An 18,260-nucleotide genomic window follows, 5' to 3' on the forward strand; every position below is an offset into this window, starting at 1 on the left:
ATCACCCGACGCCCTCATCGCCCTGGCCATGCTCAGCCTCGGCGGCCACAAACCCGCACTCCCCGGCCGGGATTAACCCACGGAAGCAGCAGGAGAGCCCAAATCTCCGTCGAATTCGTTCGGGTCGCGGACGCTGCCAGGGTTCCGAGCGCTCCGAGCGCTATCGAGCGCGCCGAGCGCCCCGAGCGCTATCGAGCCCTACGAGTCGAAGCCGAGGCCCAGGGCGTCGAGCGTCTTCAGGATGATGTTGCGGCGGCCTCGGTTGTGGTCGGCGCGGTCGAGTGACCAGCGCGTGGTCTGGATGCCCATCGAAGCGAGGGGCTCCGGTGGGAACGGGAGTGGCCGCCCGCGCACCATCTCCAGCTGCGTGCGCTCGGTCCTGCGCTCCGCCAGTTGGTCGAGCATGACCTTCGCCGCGAAGTGCGTCGCGGCCACGCCCAGACCGGTGAACCCGGCGGCGTAGCTGATCCGTCCGCCGCGGGCCGTGCCATAGAACGCGCAGAACTGGGTCGACGTGTCGATGGCGCCGGCCCACTGGTGGCTGAAGCGCAGCCCGGCCAGCTGCGGAAATGTGGTGAAGAAGTGGCCGGCCAATTGTTGGAAGCTTTCCGGCCGGTTCTCATAGCCGCTCCGCACTCGGGCTCCGTAGTGGTAGATCGCGTCGTAGCCGCCGAAGAGTATGCGGTTGTCTGCGCTCAACCGGTAGTAGTGGAACTGGTTGGCCAGATCGCTCAGCCCCTGCCGCTTCTGCCAGCCGATGGCGGTGAGCTGATCGGGCGACAGCGGCTCGGTCATCAGCACGTAATCGTAGACCGGCACCGTGGACAGGCGGTTGCGGGCCAGCAGCGAAGGGAACACGTTGGTCGCCAGCGCGGTCTTCGTCGCCCGCACCACACCCGACTCGGTGCGGAGCCGGGTGCCCTGCGCCGGAGTGAGTCCCTGCGTGTCCAGGTTCTTCACCGGGGTGTGTTCGAAGATCTCAACCCCAAGTTCGGTGGCGACCCGGGCGAGCTCGGTAGCCAGCTTACCCGGGTGCACGAGCGCGTTGCTTCGCTTGTGCCAGATGCCGGCCAGGTACGTGGGGGAGCCGACCTCGGCGCGCAGGGCCGCGGCATCCAGGAACACGCTGTCGGTTCCGGTCGGTTCCTCGCGCAGCCAGTCGACCTGGTGCTCCTCGACGGCCAGGTCGATGGCGCCGGTGCGCTCGAAGTCGCACTTCAGCCCGAGCTCGGTGACGGCCCGCTCGATCTCGTCGAGGTTCTTGAGGCCGAGTTCGGTGAGCCGGTCGATCTCCGTCGGCCAGCGGCGTCGGCCGTTCTCCTCGCCGTGGGTCAGGCTGGCCTCGCAGAAACCGCCGTTGCGGCCCGACGCAGCCCAGCCGATCGTGCGCGCTTCGAGCAGCACCACGCGAGCGCCCGGGTTCTCCTGCTGAGCGAGCACGGCGGTCCAGAGTCCGAGGTAGCCGCCGCCGACGATGGCGAGATCACAGTCGAGGTCGGCCGTGAGGGTCGGGTAGCCGGTCTGCGGAGACACGTCGTCCAGCCAGAACGGCGCGGAGCGGGTGTCGGCGAGGGCGCCCGCGATGACGGATGCGGCGGGCCTGGCCCGCTCGAAAATGGTCGTGCCCACGGATCGTCCTTTGTTCGGCGCGGCTCTGCTACTCGTTCATCATCTCAGGCGCGGTCCCCGTCGGCCATGTGCCCGCCCCGCTCTCATCTCACCGGCGCGTGCGACTCCAGAAACTGGAACACCTCGGTCTGGTCGACGCCGGGAAAGGTGCCCGTGGGCAGGGCCGCGAGCAGGCTGGTGGGCGTGCGCGCGGCCGGCCAGGACTGCCCGGACCAGCGCTCCGAGAGCTCCTCGGGCGCGCGGCGGCAGCACGACTCGTCGGGACAGGTGGACACGGCCCGGTTGTTGGTTTCGCGGCCACGGAACCACTTCACGTGCGTGAACGGCACGCCCACACTGACGGAGTAGTCGCCCTCTTTGGCCTTCTCGATGCGCGAGGTGCACCAGAAGGTACCGCTCGGGGTGTCGGTGTACTGGTACCAGGGGCTGAACCGGTCGGCGACGTGGAAGACGGTGCGCGCGGTCCAGTTGCGGCAGACCGTCGAGCCCTCGACCGCGCCGAGCGCGTCGCTCGGGAAGCGCACCGAATCGTTTTCGTACGCCTTGATCATGGTGCCGGACTCGTGCACCTTCATGAAGTGCACCGGGATGTCGAGCCGCGCGGTGGCGAGGTTCGTGAACCGGTGCGCCGCCGTCTCATAGGACACCGCGAAGGCGTCCCGCAGATCCTCCATCGAGATACGTCGAAGGTTCTTCGCCTCGGTGAGGAGTTTCACGGTGTCTTTTTCGGGCAGCAGGATGGCCGCGGTCAGATAGTTGGTCTCTACCCGCTGAGACAGAAATTCCGCATAGTTTCCGGGCTCCTCGTGTTCGCAGAGCAGGGTGGCGAACGCTTGCAGAATGGGGGAGCGGGAGTCGCGGGACGCCGACTGCTCGGTGGGCAGGTAGATGCGCCGGTTGCGCTTGTCCGTCACCGAGCGGGTCGAGTTCGGAAGGTCGCCCACGTAGTGCAGCGAGTAGCCGAGATGGGTCGCCATGTCGGCCACCACCTGGTGGGAAACCGGCCCGCCGGTGTGGCCGACCGCGGCGAGCAGGCGCTGCGCCTGTGCCTCGAGCTCGGGAAAGTAATTGTCCCGGGCCCGCATGGTGGCTCGCAGCTCCACGTTCGCTCGCCGGGCCTCCTCCGGGGTCGCCGCCCGCTCCCGGTGCAGGCGCAGGATCTCGTTGTGCAGGCTGAGCAGTGTCTGCAATGTTTCGTCGCTCGTTCCCCGGCCAACACGGATATGCGGCAGTCCGAGGGCGGTAAACACCGGGCCCCGCTGAGCGCGCTCGACGGCGATTTCCAGCGCCGCCCGCTCGGACGGGGCATCCGTTTTCAATAGGTCGTCGACCGTGGTGCCGAGCGCGGTCGCGATGGTGCGCAGCATCGACAGGCGCGGCTCGCGCTTGCCGTTCTCGATCATCGACACCTGAGAGGGTGCCCGGTCGATGGCGGCCGCAAGGGCGTCCAGAGTCATGCGCCGGTTCGTGCGCAGTTCACGGATGCGCCGCCCCAGGGTGAGCGCATCGAGCCCTGCCTCCTCGGGAGGAGCCGCGGACAGGGAGGAGCGGAAGGCGGGATCGACGGTGACCATGCCCCATGCTCACATACTCCGGGGATAACTTCTCGTAGCCAGAAGAAATGCTGTTCTTCTGTTATGCCGGCGACGGCGTGACCGGGTCTCCTAGTCCACAGTGGGAGTCAGGCAAGCAATGGCGCTTTCCCCAGGCGGCGCCAGTCACGCAGCCCTCCCCGTTCAACTTCCGAAGGAGCTCAGCCCATGAACACCCCGCCCCTGGCGACATCCGACCAGGTCCAGGCCGCCAGTCTGACCACGAACACCGGCAGTTTTGCCACCATCGAACCGCACCTCGAGATCACCGGCGATCTCGGTCCGCGCTATGAGGAGATCCTCACGCCGGAGGCGCTGGTATTCCTGGCCGAGCTGCACGACCGGTTCGCCGGTCCGCGGCAGGACTTGCTGGCGACTCGACTGCGCAAGCGCGTGGATGCCTCCAATGGGCGCGACCCGGGATTCCTCACCGAGACCGCGCACATCCGTCGTGACCTCACCTGGACGGCTGCCGGTGCGGGTCCCGGGCTGGTCGACCGCCGGGTGGAGATCACCGGGCCGACCGACCGCAAGATGGCCATCAACGCGCTGAACTCGGGCGCGAAGGTCTGGCTGGCCGACCAGGAAGACGCCACCAGCCCCACCTGGGCGAACGTCGTCGAGGGCCAGCTGACCCTGTTCGACCAGGTGCGCGGTCAGCTGAGCTTCACCAGCCCGGAGGGCAAGCAATACGCCGTCACCGGCGACGCCACCGGCGCCACGCCCACCATCGTGATGCGCCCGCGCGGCTGGCAGCTGGTGGAGAAGAACCTGACGTTCGTCGATCGCGCGAACCGCCGGACGAACGCGTCCGGCAGCCTCGTCGACTTCGGGCTGTACTTCTTCCACAACGCGCAGCACCTGATCGAGGGCGGCAGCGGGCCGTACTTCTACCTGCCGAAGCTCGAGAGCCATGTCGAGGCCCGTCTCTGGGACGATATCTTCAGTCACTCGGAGGACCGCCTCGGCATCGAGTACGGCACCATCCGGGCCACCGTGTTGATCGAGACGATCCAGGCCGCCTTCGAGATGGAGGAGATCCTCTACGAGCTGCGTGACCATTGCGCAGGCCTGAACGCCGGACGTTGGGACTACATCTTCAGCATCATCAAGACGTTCCGCACCCGCGGGAGCCGGTTCGTCTTCCCCGACCGCAAGCAGATCACGATGACCGTGCCCTTCATGCGTGCCTACACCGAGCTGCTGGTGTCGACCTGCCACCGGCGCGGTGCGTATGCCGTCGGCGGAATGAGCGCGTTCATCCCGAACCGGCGCGACCCGGAGGTGACCCGGCGTGCCCTCGAGGCGGTGGCCGCCGATAAGAAGCGCGAGGCCACCGACGGCTTCGACGGCACCTGGGTGGCGCACCCGGACCTCATCCCGACGGCCCAGGCCGAGTTCGACCGCGTGCTCGGCGACCAGCCGAACCAGCTGCACCGCACCCGCGCCGAGGTGAGCGTCACGGCCGCCCAGCTGCTCGACGTGGAGTCCGTCGGCGGGCAGATCACCGAGGCCGGCGTTCACGACAACCTCACGATCGGGTTGCGCTACATCGAGTCCTGGCTGCGCGGCGTCGGCGCGGCGGCCATCGACAACCTGATGGAGGACGCCGCGACCGCGGAAATCTCCCGCTCACAGATCTGGCAGTGGATCCACCTGGGCTCGATCACCGCCGAGGGCATCCGGATCGACGGAACCTGGGTCGAGGAACAGCTCGTCGACGTTTACGAGGCACTCGAGCGCACGCCCGGAGACCGGTTCGACGACGCGCTCGAGGTGTTCCGGGCATGCGCGCTCGAGCCCGAGTTCCCGACGTTCCTCACCGTGGGAGCGTACGCCCGTTACCTGTAGCTCCTGGCCGCGTAAGCGCGCACTCAGCCCGTTCAGCACTACTGAGGGGGCATCGTGCGCGCTCTCGCATGCAGTGGTGGGCTGGTGGGGGCGTCGATAAGCTGGATCGGTGATCGAGATTCGCACGGCGACGGCGACGGATGCCGCGGCGCTGGCCGAGCTGGCCGTCGCCACCTTCGTGCTCGCCTGCCCGCCACACACCTCGGCCGAGGCCATCGCCGCGTTCCTGCGTGACGTGCTCGCGGAGGGCAACTTCGACGCCTACCTGGCCGACCCGGACCGGCTGATTCTCGTGGCCGAAGTGGCCGGGGAGGCCGGGGAGGCCGGGGCGGCCGGGGCGGCCGGGGTCATGCTCGGCTACACGATGCTCGTATTCGCCGAGCCGGCCGATGACGATGCGCGGGCGGCGGCCACGATCCGACCCACGGCGGAACTGAGCAAGTGCTACCTGCGCGCCGAGACGCACGGCCGCGGGGTGGCGGCGGCCCTGATGAACGCGACCCTGGACGCCGCCCGGGCGCGGGGCGCGGCCGGCAGCTGGCTGGGCGTGAACCAGGAGAACGCGCGGGCCATTCGCTTCTACGAGAAGAACGGGTTCGTCACGGTCGGCGAGAAGCGCTTCCTGGTGGGCGAACGGTACGAGGACGACTTCGTGCTGGAGCGGGCGCTCTAACCGGTGCCCTCCGCCCCGGCCGCGCGGGCCGCGATCGACTGCTCCTTCATCCCCTTGATCTGTTCGTAGGCGGCGAGGGCCGCCCGTCTCGTCTCGCCGAGGTCGACGATCGGGGCCGGGTAGGCATCCGTGCCGTATTCCGGCACGTTCTGACGGATATACTCCGCGTTTGGATCGAACTTCTTCGCCTGCAGCTCCGGGTTGAAGACCCGAAAGAAGGGGGCGGCGTCGGCGCCGGACCCGGCCACCCACTGCCAGCCGAACGGGTTGCTCGCGGCGTCGGCGTCGACGAGGGTGTCCCAGAACCACTGCTCTCCGAGCCGCCAGTCGATCAGCAGGTTCTTGATCAGGAACGATGCCGTCACCATGCGCACTCGATTGTGCATGCTGCCGGTGCGCCAGAGTTCTCGCATGCCGGCGTCGACGAGCGAGATCCCGGTGCGGCCGCGCTGCCAGGCTTCGAGCACGCGCTGGTCAAGTTTCGGCCAGGGGAAAGCGTCGAATTCGGGCCGCAGGTTGACGGTGGCGAGGGTGGGGTTGGTGAACAGCACGTGGTAGCTGAACTCCCGCCAGCCGATCTCGGTAAGGAATCGGGTCGCACTGGCCTGGGCGGGCCCGGTGAGGCCGATCCTGGCCCGCTCGGTTGCATGCCAGATCTGGAATGGACTGATCTCGCCCCAGCGCAGGTGCGGCGACAGACGCGAGGTGACCGCCTGGGCCGGCTCGTCGCGCTCGTCGCCGTACCGAGTGAGGGACTCGCTCAGGAAGGTCTCGAGCAGGCGGTGAGCGGAGTCCTCGCCGGGCTGCCAGGCGCCCCGCAGCCCGGCCGCCCAGTCGGGCCGGGTCGGCAGGAGGCCCCAGCCGGCGAGCGCGTCGGAGGGGATCTCTCCGGGGAAGCCGGGGATCGACTCGGGTGCGGGGTAGGGTGCGCGCGGCGGCGGGCCGGCCGTGCACGCCCGCCAGAAGGGGGTGAACACCGAGTAGGTGCCCCCCTGGCCGGTCTGGATCGTCCACGGCTCGAACAGGAGAGCGCCGGCAAAGCTGCGGGCCTCCGTTCCGGCCGCGGTGAGGCCCGACTTGATCCGGGTGTCCACCTCGCGCTCGGCGGCGCCGTAGCGACGGTTCCAGAATACGGCGTCGGCGCCGACGGATGCCGCGAGCGCCATGATCATGTCCTCGGCCGGCCCCCGGCGCAGCGTCAACCGGCCGCCCAGGCGTTCCAGCGAGTCGGCCAGCGCTGTCACGCTCCCGTGAAGCCACCACCGGGCCGCGCCACCGAGCGGCCGGACCGCAGGGGACTCCTCGTCCAGCACGTACACGGCCACGATCGGCTTGCCGCGTTCGAGCGCGGCCTGCAGGGCCGGGTTGTCCGCGAGGCGCAGGTCGTCGCGGAACCAGACGAGGGACGGGCCGTCGCCGCTCACGAGCGAGGCCCGGCAGAGTCGGAGCCGGCAGCGGTCGAGGCAGAGGCAGTGGCAGAGTCCGCAGAGGAGCCGGTCGGGTCATCCGTCACCCGCAGCACGATCTTGCCGCGTGTGTGTCCCTCCTCGATCAGGCGGTGCGCCGCCGCGCCTTCTGCGAGGGGGAACACCCGGTCCACGTGCACCCGCACGGCGCCGTCGTCGATGAGTTCGGTGATGACGTCGAGGGTGTGCCCGGAGGGCGCCACCTTGAATCCGGTGGCACGGATGCCCGCGGCCGCGGCCTCCTCCGCCATGGTCGGCCAGCTTCCGGTCGGCGCGTTCACCAGGATTCCGCCGGGGCGCAGCACGCCGAGCGACCGAGTGCCGGTGTTGTCGTGAACATTGCCGACCAGGTCGATCACCGCGTCCAGCCCGGAGAGCACCTCGTCGAACCGGGTCTGGGTTTGGTCGATGACGACGTCGGCGCCGAGCTCTCGCAGGAAATCAAGGTTGCGGGTCGACCCGGTCGCGGTCACGTGGGCGCCGAAGGCCTTGGCAAACTGCACGGCGAAATGGCCGACCCCGCCGCTGCCGGCGTGAATGAGCATCCGTTGCCCGGGAGCCGCCGCGGCCAGGTCCACGACCATGCCCCACGCGGTGAGCGCCGCTACCGGTACAGCGGCCGCCTCGACGTGGCTGAGTCGCACGGGCTTGCGGGTGACGTTCAGGCTGGAGACGGTCACCAGCTCGGCGTAGCTGCCGGGGGTGCGGGGCACGCGGGCGATGCCGAAGACCGCGTCGCCGGGCTGCAGCGGGAACGCCTCGTAGGGCGCGCTGACCACGACGCCGCTGAAATCGAGTCCGAGCACGGTCGGGTAGCCGCGGATGGCCTTCGTGACGCCGCCGCCGGCCCTGGTTTTGGCATCGATCGGGTTGACTCCGGCGGCGACGACCCGCACGAGGAGTTCATCAAAAATCGCGATCGGGGCGTCCACCTCGGCCAGGTGCAGCTCGTCGGCCGGGCCGGGGCGGTCGATCACGAGGGCGCGCATGGTCGGTGAGTGATTCGTGGCGTTTCCCATCTGCCCATTCTCTCGTGGGTTGCGCGCCGCCGGGGCACAACCGGGACAAACCGGCACATCCCGGTGTCCCTCGAATTGGGGGTGCAAGAGGCCGAATCTGGTGGCGGCGAGGTCTGGCTGGAAGGGGGGCCAGGCGCATAGTCTGTCCACATAAAGGGGGACCGACCCCGGTGTGTGGAAGAGTCCCTGGTTTCCCGCATCCGGTCTCTCTTGGGTTCGGATCATCCCCCCACCGAGCCAGTACTCAGCACTCCGCCCGGCTCATCTGAAAAAGTCGTACCGCACCCGAAGCGGCGCGAACTTGCTCGATCAGTAGTGGCGTGACGCCGAGGGGAAAGCCGCCTGCGACACCCGGCAAGCGGCTTTCCCGCGGGCATCCGCGCGCTGCGAAACCGGTGGACGACCGGTGGACGACCGGTCAGGCCTGCGCGGGCGGTGGACCCGAGGTGGTCTGCTGGTTGAGCAGGGCGATCAGGTTGTTGGCGTACCCCACCAGGATCGCGATCTGGTCTTCGTCACGGTCGATCCACCGGCACTCGGGCTCGGCATTCACGGGGACGAAGTCCTGGTGCTGTTCCCAGACGAGCAGGGTGCGTTCGGCGCCGAGCACGTACTGCTGCCACCACACCTGACGCAAGTACGAGCGCGGGATGCTGCGCCAGGCCTTGCTCGTCGTCTTGATCTCGGCCAGTTCAAGGCCGCCGGCACCCTGGCCTGAACCGGTGCCGACGCCGTCGGGGGTGGCCAGGTGCCGCCGGTGGTGGGCCGCGTGGAACAGGGCCGTGCTGGGCTCGATGCCGTAGCGGCCGAGCACCCAGGCCGCGATCTCGGGCTCCCGGGCGCGCCCGTGGTCCGTGAAGCTGTTGCCGTTGAAGCTGCTGCCGTTGAGCTTGTCGTAGACGGCGGTCTGCAGCGATTTCGGGGTGGCGAGCTTGGCGACATCCGTGGCCGTGATCCCCTGGGCGCGGGCCCGCAGCCAGGTCACCCGGTCGGTGGAATCGGCAACGATGCGCCGGAGGTGCGCCGCGGCGACCAGGGGCGCCACCGGCCGGGCATCGACGGGCGACGGATGCACCTCCTCATCGAACAGGGAGAGCAGCTGGTTCGTCACTGTTCCATTGTGCCTGTTCGCCGGGCCTGCCCACGCCGGGCGGCATCAGCCGTCGCGCTATGGCTGCGGGGCGACAGCGGACGGATGACGGTTTCGCGTCACAGCAGAGACCAAGACTGCGCATAGCCGATTCATAGCCAACACTCGGATACTGGTAATCATGAGCACTAGCGAGAACGAGCGAGTGGTCCGCGCACCGCGCCTGACCAGGGCGGACGGCAGCGCCATCCGGGTGCTCGTGGTCGACGACGAACCCACGCTGACCGATCTGCTCCAGATGGCGCTGCGCTATGAGGGCTGGGAGGTGCGCACGGCCGGCGAGGGGCGTCAGGCGCTCACGATCGCCCGCGAATTCCGGCCGGATGCGATCGTGCTCGACATCATGCTGCCCGACCTCGACGGCCTGCAGGTGTTGCAACGCGTGCGGTCGGACGGCCACGAGACGCCCGTGCTCTTCCTCACGGCCAAGGACTCCCTCGACGACCGGCTCAAGGGGCTGACGGCCGGCGGCGACGACTACGTCACCAAACCGTTCAGCCTTGAAGAGGTCGTCGCCCGGCTCCGCGGGCTCATCCGCCGGTCCACCCTCACCGTGGCCGACTCCCTGGATCCCCGCATTTCGGTCGGCGACCTCACCCTCGACGAGGACAGCTACGAGGTGTTCCGCGGGGGAGACGCGATCGAGCTGACCGCCACCGAATTCGAACTGTTGCGCTTCCTGATGCGCAACCCCCGGCGGGTGCTCAGCAAGGCCCAGATCCTCGACCGGGTGTGGAGCTATGACTTCGGCGGCAAGTCCTCCGTCGTCGAGATCTACATCTCCTATCTGCGCAAGAAGGTCGACGCCGGCCGCGTGCCGATGATCCACACGGTGCGCGGCGCCGGCTATATGTTGAAGACCGCTTCGTGACCCCGAATTCTCCCCGCGAGCCGGGCGCTCGCCGGCGACGCGCGCCGTGGACCCTGCGCCGGCGGCTGGTGCTCGCCGTCGTCGGCCTCCTCGCCCTGGTCAGTATTGGTATCGGGATGGTCAGCGTCGCCATTCTCCGTGCCTCCCTGATCGACGGCCTCGACCAGCAGCTGCAAAGCGCGTCGGACCGGTCAGGCGCCGTGATCGACGTGCGCCGGGATGCGGACGACGAGGGCGGCAACGGGGCACTCTTCACACCGACGGCGCAGATGATTCTGTCCGGTCCGGCCCAGCAGCCTGGAACGCTGGCCCTGGTCTACGACGGCTCGACCGTCACGGCCGGCTACACGGAGGAGGAGAGCGGCGAGATCGCCAAGCTGACCGGTGAGCAGGTGCAGTTGCTGGCCGAACAGATGCGGGAATCGACCGCGGTGACGGTGCATCTCGGCGAAGACGCCGGCAGCTACCGGGTCAGGGCCGACACGACCCGCAACGGCACCCTTTACCTGGTGGGCCTGCCGCTCTCCGGGGTGCAGAACACGGTCACCCAGTTGGGCATCATCATTGCGGTGGTCTCCCTGGTCGGCATCCTCATCGTCGCGATTCTGGCCACCTGGATCGTGCGGCTCGCCCTGCGCCCGTTGGTGCGCGTGACCGAGACGGCGGCGCGGGTGTCCGAGCTCCCCCTGGACCGTGGGGAGGTCTCGCTCGTCGACCGGGTACCGGCCGCCGACACCGACCCCCGCACCGAGGTCGGCCGGGTGGGATCGGCGCTGAACCGCATGCTCGACCACGTGGACGTGGCGCTCGAAACACGTCAGGCCAGTGAGCGCAAGGTGCGCCAGTTCGTCGCCGACGCCAGCCACGAGCTGCGCACGCCGCTGGCGTCGATCCGCGGCTACGCCGAACTCACCCGCCGCTCCGACCAGGAACTGCCGCCGGACGCGCTGCATTCCCTGGGGCGGATCGAGTCGGAATCGGTGCGGATGACCGGCCTGGTCGAAGACCTGCTGCTCCTCGCCCGTCTCGACGAAGGCCGGGAGCTGGTCAGCAGCCTGGTCGACCTGACCAGCCTGATCGTGGACGTCGTCAGCGACGCCCACGCCGCCGGCCCGGGACGGGTGCTGGGCCTGGAGCTGCCCGACGAGCCGGTGGAAATCGTCGGTGATGCCGCGCGGCTGCACCAGGTGTTCGCCAACCTGCTCGCCAACGCGCGTATCCACACGCCCCCCGAGACCACGGTCGACGTGGCCCTCGCGCGCCAGAACGACCGCGTTATCCTGACAGTGACGGATGACGGCCCCGGCATTCCCGAGAACCTCCGGGCCACACTGTTCGAGCGTTTCACCCGCGGCGACAGCACGCGCTACCGGGGAACGGGCAGCACGGGCCTCGGCCTGGCCATCGCCCACGCGGTCGTGGCCGCGCACCAGGGCGAGATCGAGGTCGAGAGCCGCCCCGGTTTCACGTGCTTCCTCGTCTCCCTCCCCGTCGCGCTCGCCTGATCCCGTCCCGTGCCGGTGCGTGGTCTGCCCGGTTCGCCATGCGAATTCGACGGAGATTTTGCTCCAGAACAAGGTTTTGAACCCGAAACCGGCCATTTCGGGCAAAATCTCCGTCGAATTGGTTCAGGGTCGGGTTCAGGAGTCGCAGGCGGGCAGCGGGCAGCAGGCAGCGGGAGGCGGGTTCGGGGATGCAGTGAACGGATGCCGATTTGCACCGGCCTCCACCATCCCGTATCGTGGGCGAAAGCCAAAGACCGCCGGTTATTGCCGTGTAGAAATGCACTGGCAATCGAAGGTTCATTCACGTGAACGGCCCGCGCAGGATTCGAAGTCAGACTGCATTCTTCCGGAATGCGTTCCCAGCTCCGGCGCCTGCGCCGGAGCTTTTTTCATGTCTGCTCCCCGGGCTACCGGCACATGAAACCAAGAGGAGCGCCATGGCGAACAAGGAAGCAACGGTCGCCGAGCTTACGGAGAAATTCCAGAGCTCGACCGCCGTTCTGCTCACCGAGTACCGCGGTCTCACTGTTGCGCAGCTCAAGTCGCTGCGCGTTTCCATCAGTGCGGACGCCACGTACGCCGTGGTGAAGAACACGCTGACCAAGATTGCGGCGAACAACGCCGGCATCACGTCGTTTGACGACGAGCTTGTCGGTCCGTCCGCAATCGCATTCGTTCACGGAGACCCTGTCGCCGTTGCGAAGACCCTGCGTGCCTTCACCAAGGCAAACCCTCTCCTGGTAGTGAAGGGTGGTTACTTCGACGGTAACCCGCTCACCGCCGCAGAGGTAGGCAAGCTCGCCGACCTCGAGTCCCGCGAAGTGCTGCTGGCCAAGCTGGCCGGCGCATTCAAGGCCTCGCTGTTCGGAGCCGCATATCTGTTCAACGCACCGCTGTCGAAGGCTGTTCGCACCATCGACGCGCTGCGTGAGAAGCAGGAGTCCGCGAACTAGGCATCTGCCTGGCATCGCGGTGAGTAACTAAGAAACTATAGGGAGAAAAATCATGGCAAAGCTTTCCACCGAGGAATTGCTCGAACAGTTCAAGGGCCTCACCCTCATCGAACTCTCCGAGTTCGTCAAGGCGTTCGAGGAGACCTTCGAGGTCACCGCCGCTGCACCGGTCGCCGCTGCCGGCGCTGCCGGTCCCGCCGCCCCCGTTGAAGAGGTCGAAGAGCAGTCCGCTTTCGACGTCATCCTCGAGGCTGTCGGCGACAAGAAGATCCAGGTCATCAAGGTTGTGCGCGAGCTCACCAGCCTGGGCCTCGGCGAGGCCAAGGCCGTCGTCGATGGCGCGCCGAAGGCCGTCCTCGAAGGCGTTTCCAAGGAAGCCGCTGAAAAGGGCAAGGCTGCTCTCGAAGCTGCCGGCGCCACCGCCGTCCTCAAGTAGTCGGGGCCCCGCGAGGGGTTCTCTGCTTCTCGTAGAGGCGTGACGGCGCAAGCCGTCCACACAGAGAAGGCGTCGCATCCATCGGATGCGGCGCCTTCCGTCGTTATGCCCGTTCCGTCAGGCCCGACGCACGGTGTCAGCCCCCGTGGGTGAGCCGTGGGCCGCTGGTGCTCGAGCGGATGACCAGGTTCGTGGGCAGCCGGGTCAGGTGATCCTCGTCGCCGTGCTGAGTGGGGTTCTCCAATTCCGTCAGGAGGGCCTGCACCGCGAGCCGGCCCTGTGTGCGCGGGTGCTGCTCGAGGGTGGTCAGACGGAACATATCGGCATACGGATGTCCGTCGATCCCGATCACGGACAGGTCGGCCGGCACCTGGATGCCCAGTTCCCTGGCGGCGACGATCAAACCGATCGCGATCTCGTCGCTCGCGGCGAAGACCGCGGTGGGGCGGGTGCGCGGGTCGCCGAACACGGCGAGGCCCACCTCGTAGCCGCCCGGCATCGTGAACTCGCAGGCGTAGAACAGGCCCGAGCGTTCGGTGGGCAGGCCGGCGGCGCTCATGGCGGCGTAGAAACCGGTGAGCCGGTTGCTGTGCACCTGGAAGTCCATCTCGTCTTCTTTGCTGCCGCCGATGTGCACGATGTCCGTGTGCCCCAGGCTGAGCAGGTGCTCGGTGGCGAGCCGGGCCGCGGCAACGTCGTCGATGGCGATCGTGTCCACGCCGCGGATGGGTCCGCCGATTCCGACCAGCGGGCGGCCCAGACGGTGCAGCAGGGTGACCTCCTCATCGCTGAGCGCCACACCGACCGAGATCACTCCGTCGAAGCGTTTGCGCGCGAGGAAGTACTCGAAGACCCTCTCCCGTTCGGGTGAGGGTGCCGGCAGGTTGTAGAGGGTCATGTCGTACCCCTTGTCCAGCAGCGCCTGTTCCATGCTCTCCAGAACCTCGGAGAAAAACCAGCGGCTGATGAACGGGATGATCACGCCGATGCTCTTGGTTCGGCCGGTGACGAGGCTGGCCGCGTTGGGTGAAGCGACGTAACCGATCTCCCTGGCTGCAGCGATGACCTTGATCCGGGTCTGCTCCGACACATAGCCACGACCGCTCAGGGCACGGGAGGCTGTGGCCTTCGCGACGCCGGCGAGGCGTGCGACATCCGCAATTGCGCTCATTCCAGCCTCCGCCCTTGGACCCGTTTCCAACACTGTACAGCTCTGGCAGGCCCGCTGGAACCGGTTCCATTATATCCGCCGGAATGCGACACGTCCCGCGGGACGAACTTTCGAAGGTGTCGTGGCGGGAGTGCGATCTTTGCCATTCCGTGACAAATCTGGTCTTGCGATTCGGCCCGGCGTACCGTACCTTGTGGTGTGGAACCGGTTCCTTATCTGATCGTTTTCGGCACAGAAGCTGTTCCTGCAGCACCTGGGTGTTTGTCCGGGGATATCCCCGGCGCATCTTCATCAAACTCAACGAGGAGGAAAAATGCGGTCATTCCACCGCCGAATCACAGCACCCATTGCCATTGCGGCGATCGCCGGTCTGACCTTGGCCGGCTGTTCCGGTGGCCCCGGCAGCACGAACACCGACTCCGGAGCTGAAGGCGACGGCGTCGTCTCCGTCTACGGCACCATCGGTGACACCGAGGCCAAGCTCCTCGAGAAGTCCTGGGCTGCCTGGGAAGAAGAGAACAACATCGACATCCAGTACGAGGCGTCGAAGGAGTTCGAGGCTCAGATCGCCATCCGCGCCCAGGGTGGCAGTGCTCCCGACATCGCGATCTTCCCGCAGCCCGGACTGATGGCTGACCTTGCCAGCCGCGACTTCCTCAAGCCTGCCCCGAAAGCCGTCGAAGACAACGTTGACGAGTTCTGGTCCAAGGACTGGAAGGCCTACGGCACCGTCGGGGACACGTTCTACGGCGCGCCACTGATGGCCAGCGTCAAGGGCTTCATCTGGTACTCCCCGGCTAAGTTCACCGAGTGGGGTGTCGAAGTTCCCGAGACCTGGGACGAACTCCTCGCCGTGACGAAGACCATCCAGGAGAAGACCGGCAGCGCCCCGTGGTGCGCCGGATTCGGCTCGGGCGACGCCACCGGCTGGCCGGGCACGGACTGGGTCGAAGACCTCGTCCTGCGTCAGGCCGGAGCGGAGACCTACGACAAGTGGGTTGCCAACGAGATCCCGTTCACGGACCCCGCAATCAAGGCCGCCTTCGACTCCGTCGGAGAGATCCTGCTGAACCCTGCCAACGTCAACGCCACGTTCGGTGATGTCCGCTCGATCAACAGCACCCCGTTCGGTGACGTGGCCACGCCGCTCGCCGCAGGAACCTGCGCGCTGCACCACCAGGCATCCTTCTTCGACGGCTTCATCACGGATGCCGGCGGAGAGGTCGGTCCCGACGGTGACGTCTGGGCCTTCATCACCCCGGCCGAAGAGGCCGGCAGCCAGGCCGTGACCGGTGGTGGCGAGATCGTCGCCGCATTCGCGGATGACGCCGACACCCAGGCCGTTCAGACGTACCTCTCCAGCGACGACTGGGCGAACAGCCGGGTGAGCCTCGGTGGAGTCATCAGCGCCAACTCGGGTCTTGACCCGGCCAACGCGAAGAGCCCCATCCTGCAGGAAGCCATCAAGATCCTTCAGGACCCGGAGACCACCTTCCGCTTTGACGCCTCCGACCTGATGCCCGGCTCCGTGGGCGCCGGCACCTTCTGGAAGGGAATGGTCAACTGGATCAACGGAGCCCCGACCGACGAGGTTCTCACCAGCATCGAAGCCGGCTGGCCCTCCAGCTAGTTCAATTCGGAACCAACGCATCTAACAGCACCACAACCGTGCGGGTCGTCCTCCTGAAAAGGGGCGACCCGCACTCCCCTGCTGGTGTACCGTGGCGGTAGTTTTCCGCCCCACCAGCAAACTGTGAGCCCGCAGTCGTACTCGAGAGGTTTCATATGTCGGCGTTCCTTGCCTGGCTGGCTGACTTGCCGCCCCTGGTCCAAGTCCCCATCATCATCCTCGCGTTCGTCGCCCTGGTGGCCGCGATCCTGTTCGTCGTCGAGATAGCCCCGCGCAAGGGCACCGGCTACACCGTGATCCGTCTCGCCGTCTGCGTCGCCGCCCCGCTGCTCATCCTGCTCGCCGCGGGATCGTACTGGTGGGCCATCGCCGCGGCCGCCGTTCTCGGCGGAGTCTTCTTCATCGTCGACTACCGCTCACGCTCCGGCGCCGGCTACCTCTTCCAGCTCTTCGGCTTCCTCGCTCCGGCCATCCTGCTCCTCATCGTCGGACTCATCATCCCGACCATCCAGACCACGGTGCAGGCGTTCATGAACTCCCGCGGAACCGAGTTCATCGGCCTCGACAACTTCGTCTGGGTGTTCACCCAGCCGGAGGCCATCCGCACGGTGCTCAACACGATCGTCTGGGTGCTCATCACTCCGCTCGTGTCTACGATCGCCGGCCTGGCCTATGCGGTCTTCATCGACAAGAGCCGCGGCGAGAAGTACTTCAAGATCATGGTCTTCATGCCCATGGCAATCTCTTTCGTCGGGGCGTCCATCATCTGGCGCTTCGTCTACACGGCCCGGCCGGCCGACCAGAACCAGATCGGCCTGCTCAACCAGGTTGTGGTGTGGTTCGGCGGCCAGCCCGTCGACTTCCTCGCCAACGCACCCTGGAACACGGTCTTCCTGATCGTCGTGCTGATCTGGGTGCAGACCGGATTCGCCATGGTCGTGCTCTCCGCCGCCATCAAGGGCGTGCCTGCCGAGCAGATGGAGGCCGCCGAACTCGACGGCACCAACGCCTGGCAGAAGTTCACCAACGTCACGGTGCCCGGCATCCGCGGCGCCCTCGTCGTCGTGTTGACGACGATCTCCATCGCCTCCCTCAAGGTCTTCGACATCGTCCGGACCATGACCGCAGGCGCCAACGACACCAGCGTCATCGCGAACGAGATGTACACGCAGTTCAAGAACTTCGAGCAGGGCCGGTCCGCCGCCTTCGCCGTGATCCTGTTCCTGCTCGTGCTCCCGATCGTCGTCTACAACGCCCGCCAGATTCAGAAGCAGAGGGAAATCCGATGAGCGCGATTCTTCCGGTTGAGCTCCCCGTCGACAAGAACACCAAGAGCCAAACTCGCCGAGGCGAGCGCCGTCAGGAGTTCGCGGCGGCCAAGCGCACCAAGAAGCGGTTGACCAGCCGAGGCGCCACGATCGCGGCGCTCGTGATCGCCGTGCTCTGGACCGTTCCGACCTTCGGGCTCTTCGTCTCCTCCTTCCGCCCGGCGCAGGAAGTACGCACCACCGGCTGGTGGACGCTCTTCTCGAACTGGGGTCTGACCATCGACAACTACAGCGATGTGCTCCAGGCCGGCAACAGTCAGCTGAATCTGGCCGGTGCGTTCATCAACTCGATCGCGATCACCCTGCCGGCCACACTGCTGCCGCTGATCATCGCCAGCCTCGCGGCCTACGCATTCGCCTGGATCGACTTCCGCGGCAAGAACGTGCTGTTCATCGCGGTTTTCGCGCTGCAGATCGTTCCGCTGCAGATGGCCCTCGTGCCGCTCTTGCAGTTCTTCTCGCGGGGTGAGGTCTTCGGCTTCCCGGTGGTCTCCTCGATCAGCGACGCCGGCGGCTACTCGCAGGTGTGGATCGCGCACACGATGTTCGCCCTGCCGCTCGCCATCTACCTGCTGCACAACTTCGTGTCGGAGATTCCCGCCGACGTCATCGAGGCGGCGCGGGTCGACGGCGCCGGTCACGGGCAGATCTTCTTCCGCATCGTGCTGCCGCTGACCATGCCGGCGATCGCATCCTTCGCCATCTTCCAGTTCCTCTGGGTCTGGAACGACCTGCTCGTGGCGCTGATCTTCGCCGACGGTGCGGTGGCGCCGATGACCAAGCTGCTAGCCGAGATCACCGGTACCCGAGGCCAGGACTGGCACCTGCTCACGGCCGGCGCGTTCATCTCGATCCTGGTTCCGCTGATCGTGTTCTTCTCCCTGCAGCGCTACTTCGTGCGCGGCCTGCTGGCCGGTTCGACGAAGGGCTAGCCGCATCAGCGACTGTGCCCGTTCCGCCGCTGGCGCCCACCCGGGCCGCCGGTG

Annotated in this window: 15 protein-coding genes; 9 read left to right on the forward strand and 6 right to left on the reverse strand. The window is 67.2% G+C overall.

Annotated features, from left to right (window positions below):
- Window positions 1–198 precede the first annotated feature (198 nt).
- Complete coding sequence (locus E3T34_RS04425) at window positions 199–1,629, reverse strand: FAD-binding oxidoreductase (RefSeq protein WP_134342287.1); 1,431 nt, start codon at window positions 1,627–1,629, stop codon at window positions 199–201.
- An 83-nt stretch (window positions 1,630–1,712) separates the two neighbouring features.
- Window positions 1,713–3,203 carry a helix-turn-helix transcriptional regulator gene (locus E3T34_RS04430; RefSeq protein WP_104170391.1) on the reverse strand — a complete coding sequence of 497 codons (1,491 nt, stop codon included), beginning with the start codon at window positions 3,201–3,203 and terminating at the stop codon, window positions 1,713–1,715.
- A gap of 186 nt (window positions 3,204–3,389) precedes the next feature.
- Between E3T34_RS04430 and aceB the strand changes: the two genes are divergently transcribed.
- A complete protein-coding gene (gene aceB / locus E3T34_RS04435; RefSeq protein WP_134342288.1) occupies window positions 3,390–5,072 on the forward strand; it encodes a malate synthase A in 1,683 nt (560 codons plus the stop codon).
- A 109-nt stretch (window positions 5,073–5,181) separates the two neighbouring features.
- Window positions 5,182–5,745, forward strand: coding sequence for an N-acetyltransferase (locus tag E3T34_RS04440; protein ID WP_134342289.1), 564 nt, complete (start codon window positions 5,182–5,184; stop codon window positions 5,743–5,745).
- Here the strand turns inward: E3T34_RS04440 and E3T34_RS04445 are convergent.
- From E3T34_RS04445 to E3T34_RS04455, 3 genes are all read right to left on the reverse strand, one after another.
- Window positions 5,742–7,169, reverse strand: a complete 1,428-nt coding sequence (locus E3T34_RS04445; protein ID WP_134342290.1) for a deoxyribodipyrimidine photo-lyase — start codon at window positions 7,167–7,169, stop codon at window positions 5,742–5,744. The genes E3T34_RS04440 and E3T34_RS04445 overlap by 4 nt on opposite strands.
- Entirely contained in the window at window positions 7,166–8,230 is a 1,065-nt protein-coding gene (locus tag E3T34_RS04450) for an NADP-dependent oxidoreductase (protein ID WP_241977336.1), read from the reverse strand. Before E3T34_RS04450 ends, E3T34_RS04445 begins: the two co-directional genes overlap by 4 nt.
- A 418-nt stretch (window positions 8,231–8,648) precedes the next feature.
- Window positions 8,649–9,305, reverse strand: coding sequence for a YqaJ viral recombinase family protein (locus E3T34_RS04455; RefSeq protein ID WP_369827964.1), 657 nt, complete (start codon window positions 9,303–9,305; stop codon window positions 8,649–8,651).
- Window positions 9,306–9,501: 196 nt separating this feature from the next.
- On the opposite strand from E3T34_RS04455, the gene E3T34_RS04460 reads away from it, so the two are divergent.
- The 4 genes from E3T34_RS04460 (at window position 9,502) to rplL (ending at window position 13,145) form a co-directional block, all read left to right on the forward strand.
- Window positions 9,502–10,251: a response regulator transcription factor gene (locus tag E3T34_RS04460; RefSeq protein WP_104100770.1), complete on the forward strand. Its 750-nt coding sequence runs from the start codon at window positions 9,502–9,504 to the stop codon at window positions 10,249–10,251.
- Window positions 10,248–11,756 carry a cell wall metabolism sensor histidine kinase WalK gene (locus tag E3T34_RS04465; RefSeq protein ID WP_241977337.1) on the forward strand — a complete coding sequence of 503 codons (1,509 nt, stop codon included), beginning with the start codon at window positions 10,248–10,250 and terminating at the stop codon, window positions 11,754–11,756. The genes E3T34_RS04460 and E3T34_RS04465 overlap by 4 nt, the downstream gene beginning before the upstream one ends.
- 437 nt (window positions 11,757–12,193) lie before the next feature.
- Window positions 12,194–12,709, forward strand: coding sequence for a 50S ribosomal protein L10 (gene rplJ, locus E3T34_RS04470; protein WP_104100771.1), 516 nt, complete (start codon window positions 12,194–12,196; stop codon window positions 12,707–12,709).
- 52 nt (window positions 12,710–12,761) lie between these two features.
- The gene (gene rplL / locus E3T34_RS04475; protein ID WP_104100772.1) at window positions 12,762–13,145 is read left to right on the forward strand and encodes a 50S ribosomal protein L7/L12; all 384 of its coding nucleotides are present in this window, start codon (window positions 12,762–12,764) and stop codon (window positions 13,143–13,145) included.
- 136 nt (window positions 13,146–13,281) lie between these two features.
- On the opposite strand, the gene E3T34_RS04480 is transcribed toward rplL, so the two are convergent.
- Window positions 13,282–14,316, reverse strand: coding sequence for a LacI family DNA-binding transcriptional regulator (locus E3T34_RS04480; RefSeq protein WP_104100773.1), 1,035 nt, complete (start codon window positions 14,314–14,316; stop codon window positions 13,282–13,284).
- A 313-nt stretch (window positions 14,317–14,629) separates the two neighbouring features.
- Here E3T34_RS04480 and E3T34_RS04485 point away from each other — a divergent pair, with 313 nt between their 5' ends.
- The 3 genes from E3T34_RS04485 (at window position 14,630) to E3T34_RS04495 (ending at window position 18,206) form a co-directional block, all read left to right on the forward strand.
- A complete protein-coding gene (locus tag E3T34_RS04485; protein WP_104100774.1) occupies window positions 14,630–15,946 on the forward strand; it encodes an ABC transporter substrate-binding protein in 1,317 nt (438 codons plus the stop codon).
- 155 nt (window positions 15,947–16,101) lie between these two features.
- Complete coding sequence (locus tag E3T34_RS04490) at window positions 16,102–17,235, forward strand: carbohydrate ABC transporter permease (RefSeq protein WP_134342291.1); 1,134 nt, start codon at window positions 16,102–16,104, stop codon at window positions 17,233–17,235.
- Window positions 17,232–18,206, forward strand: a complete 975-nt coding sequence (locus E3T34_RS04495; protein WP_104100776.1) for a carbohydrate ABC transporter permease — start codon at window positions 17,232–17,234, stop codon at window positions 18,204–18,206. The genes E3T34_RS04490 and E3T34_RS04495 overlap by 4 nt, the downstream gene beginning before the upstream one ends.
- Window positions 18,207–18,260 lie beyond the last annotated feature (54 nt).

The organism is Cryobacterium sp. TMT1-62 (assembly GCF_004403145.1).
Lineage (GTDB): Bacteria > Actinomycetota > Actinomycetes > Actinomycetales > Microbacteriaceae > Cryobacterium > Cryobacterium sandaracinum.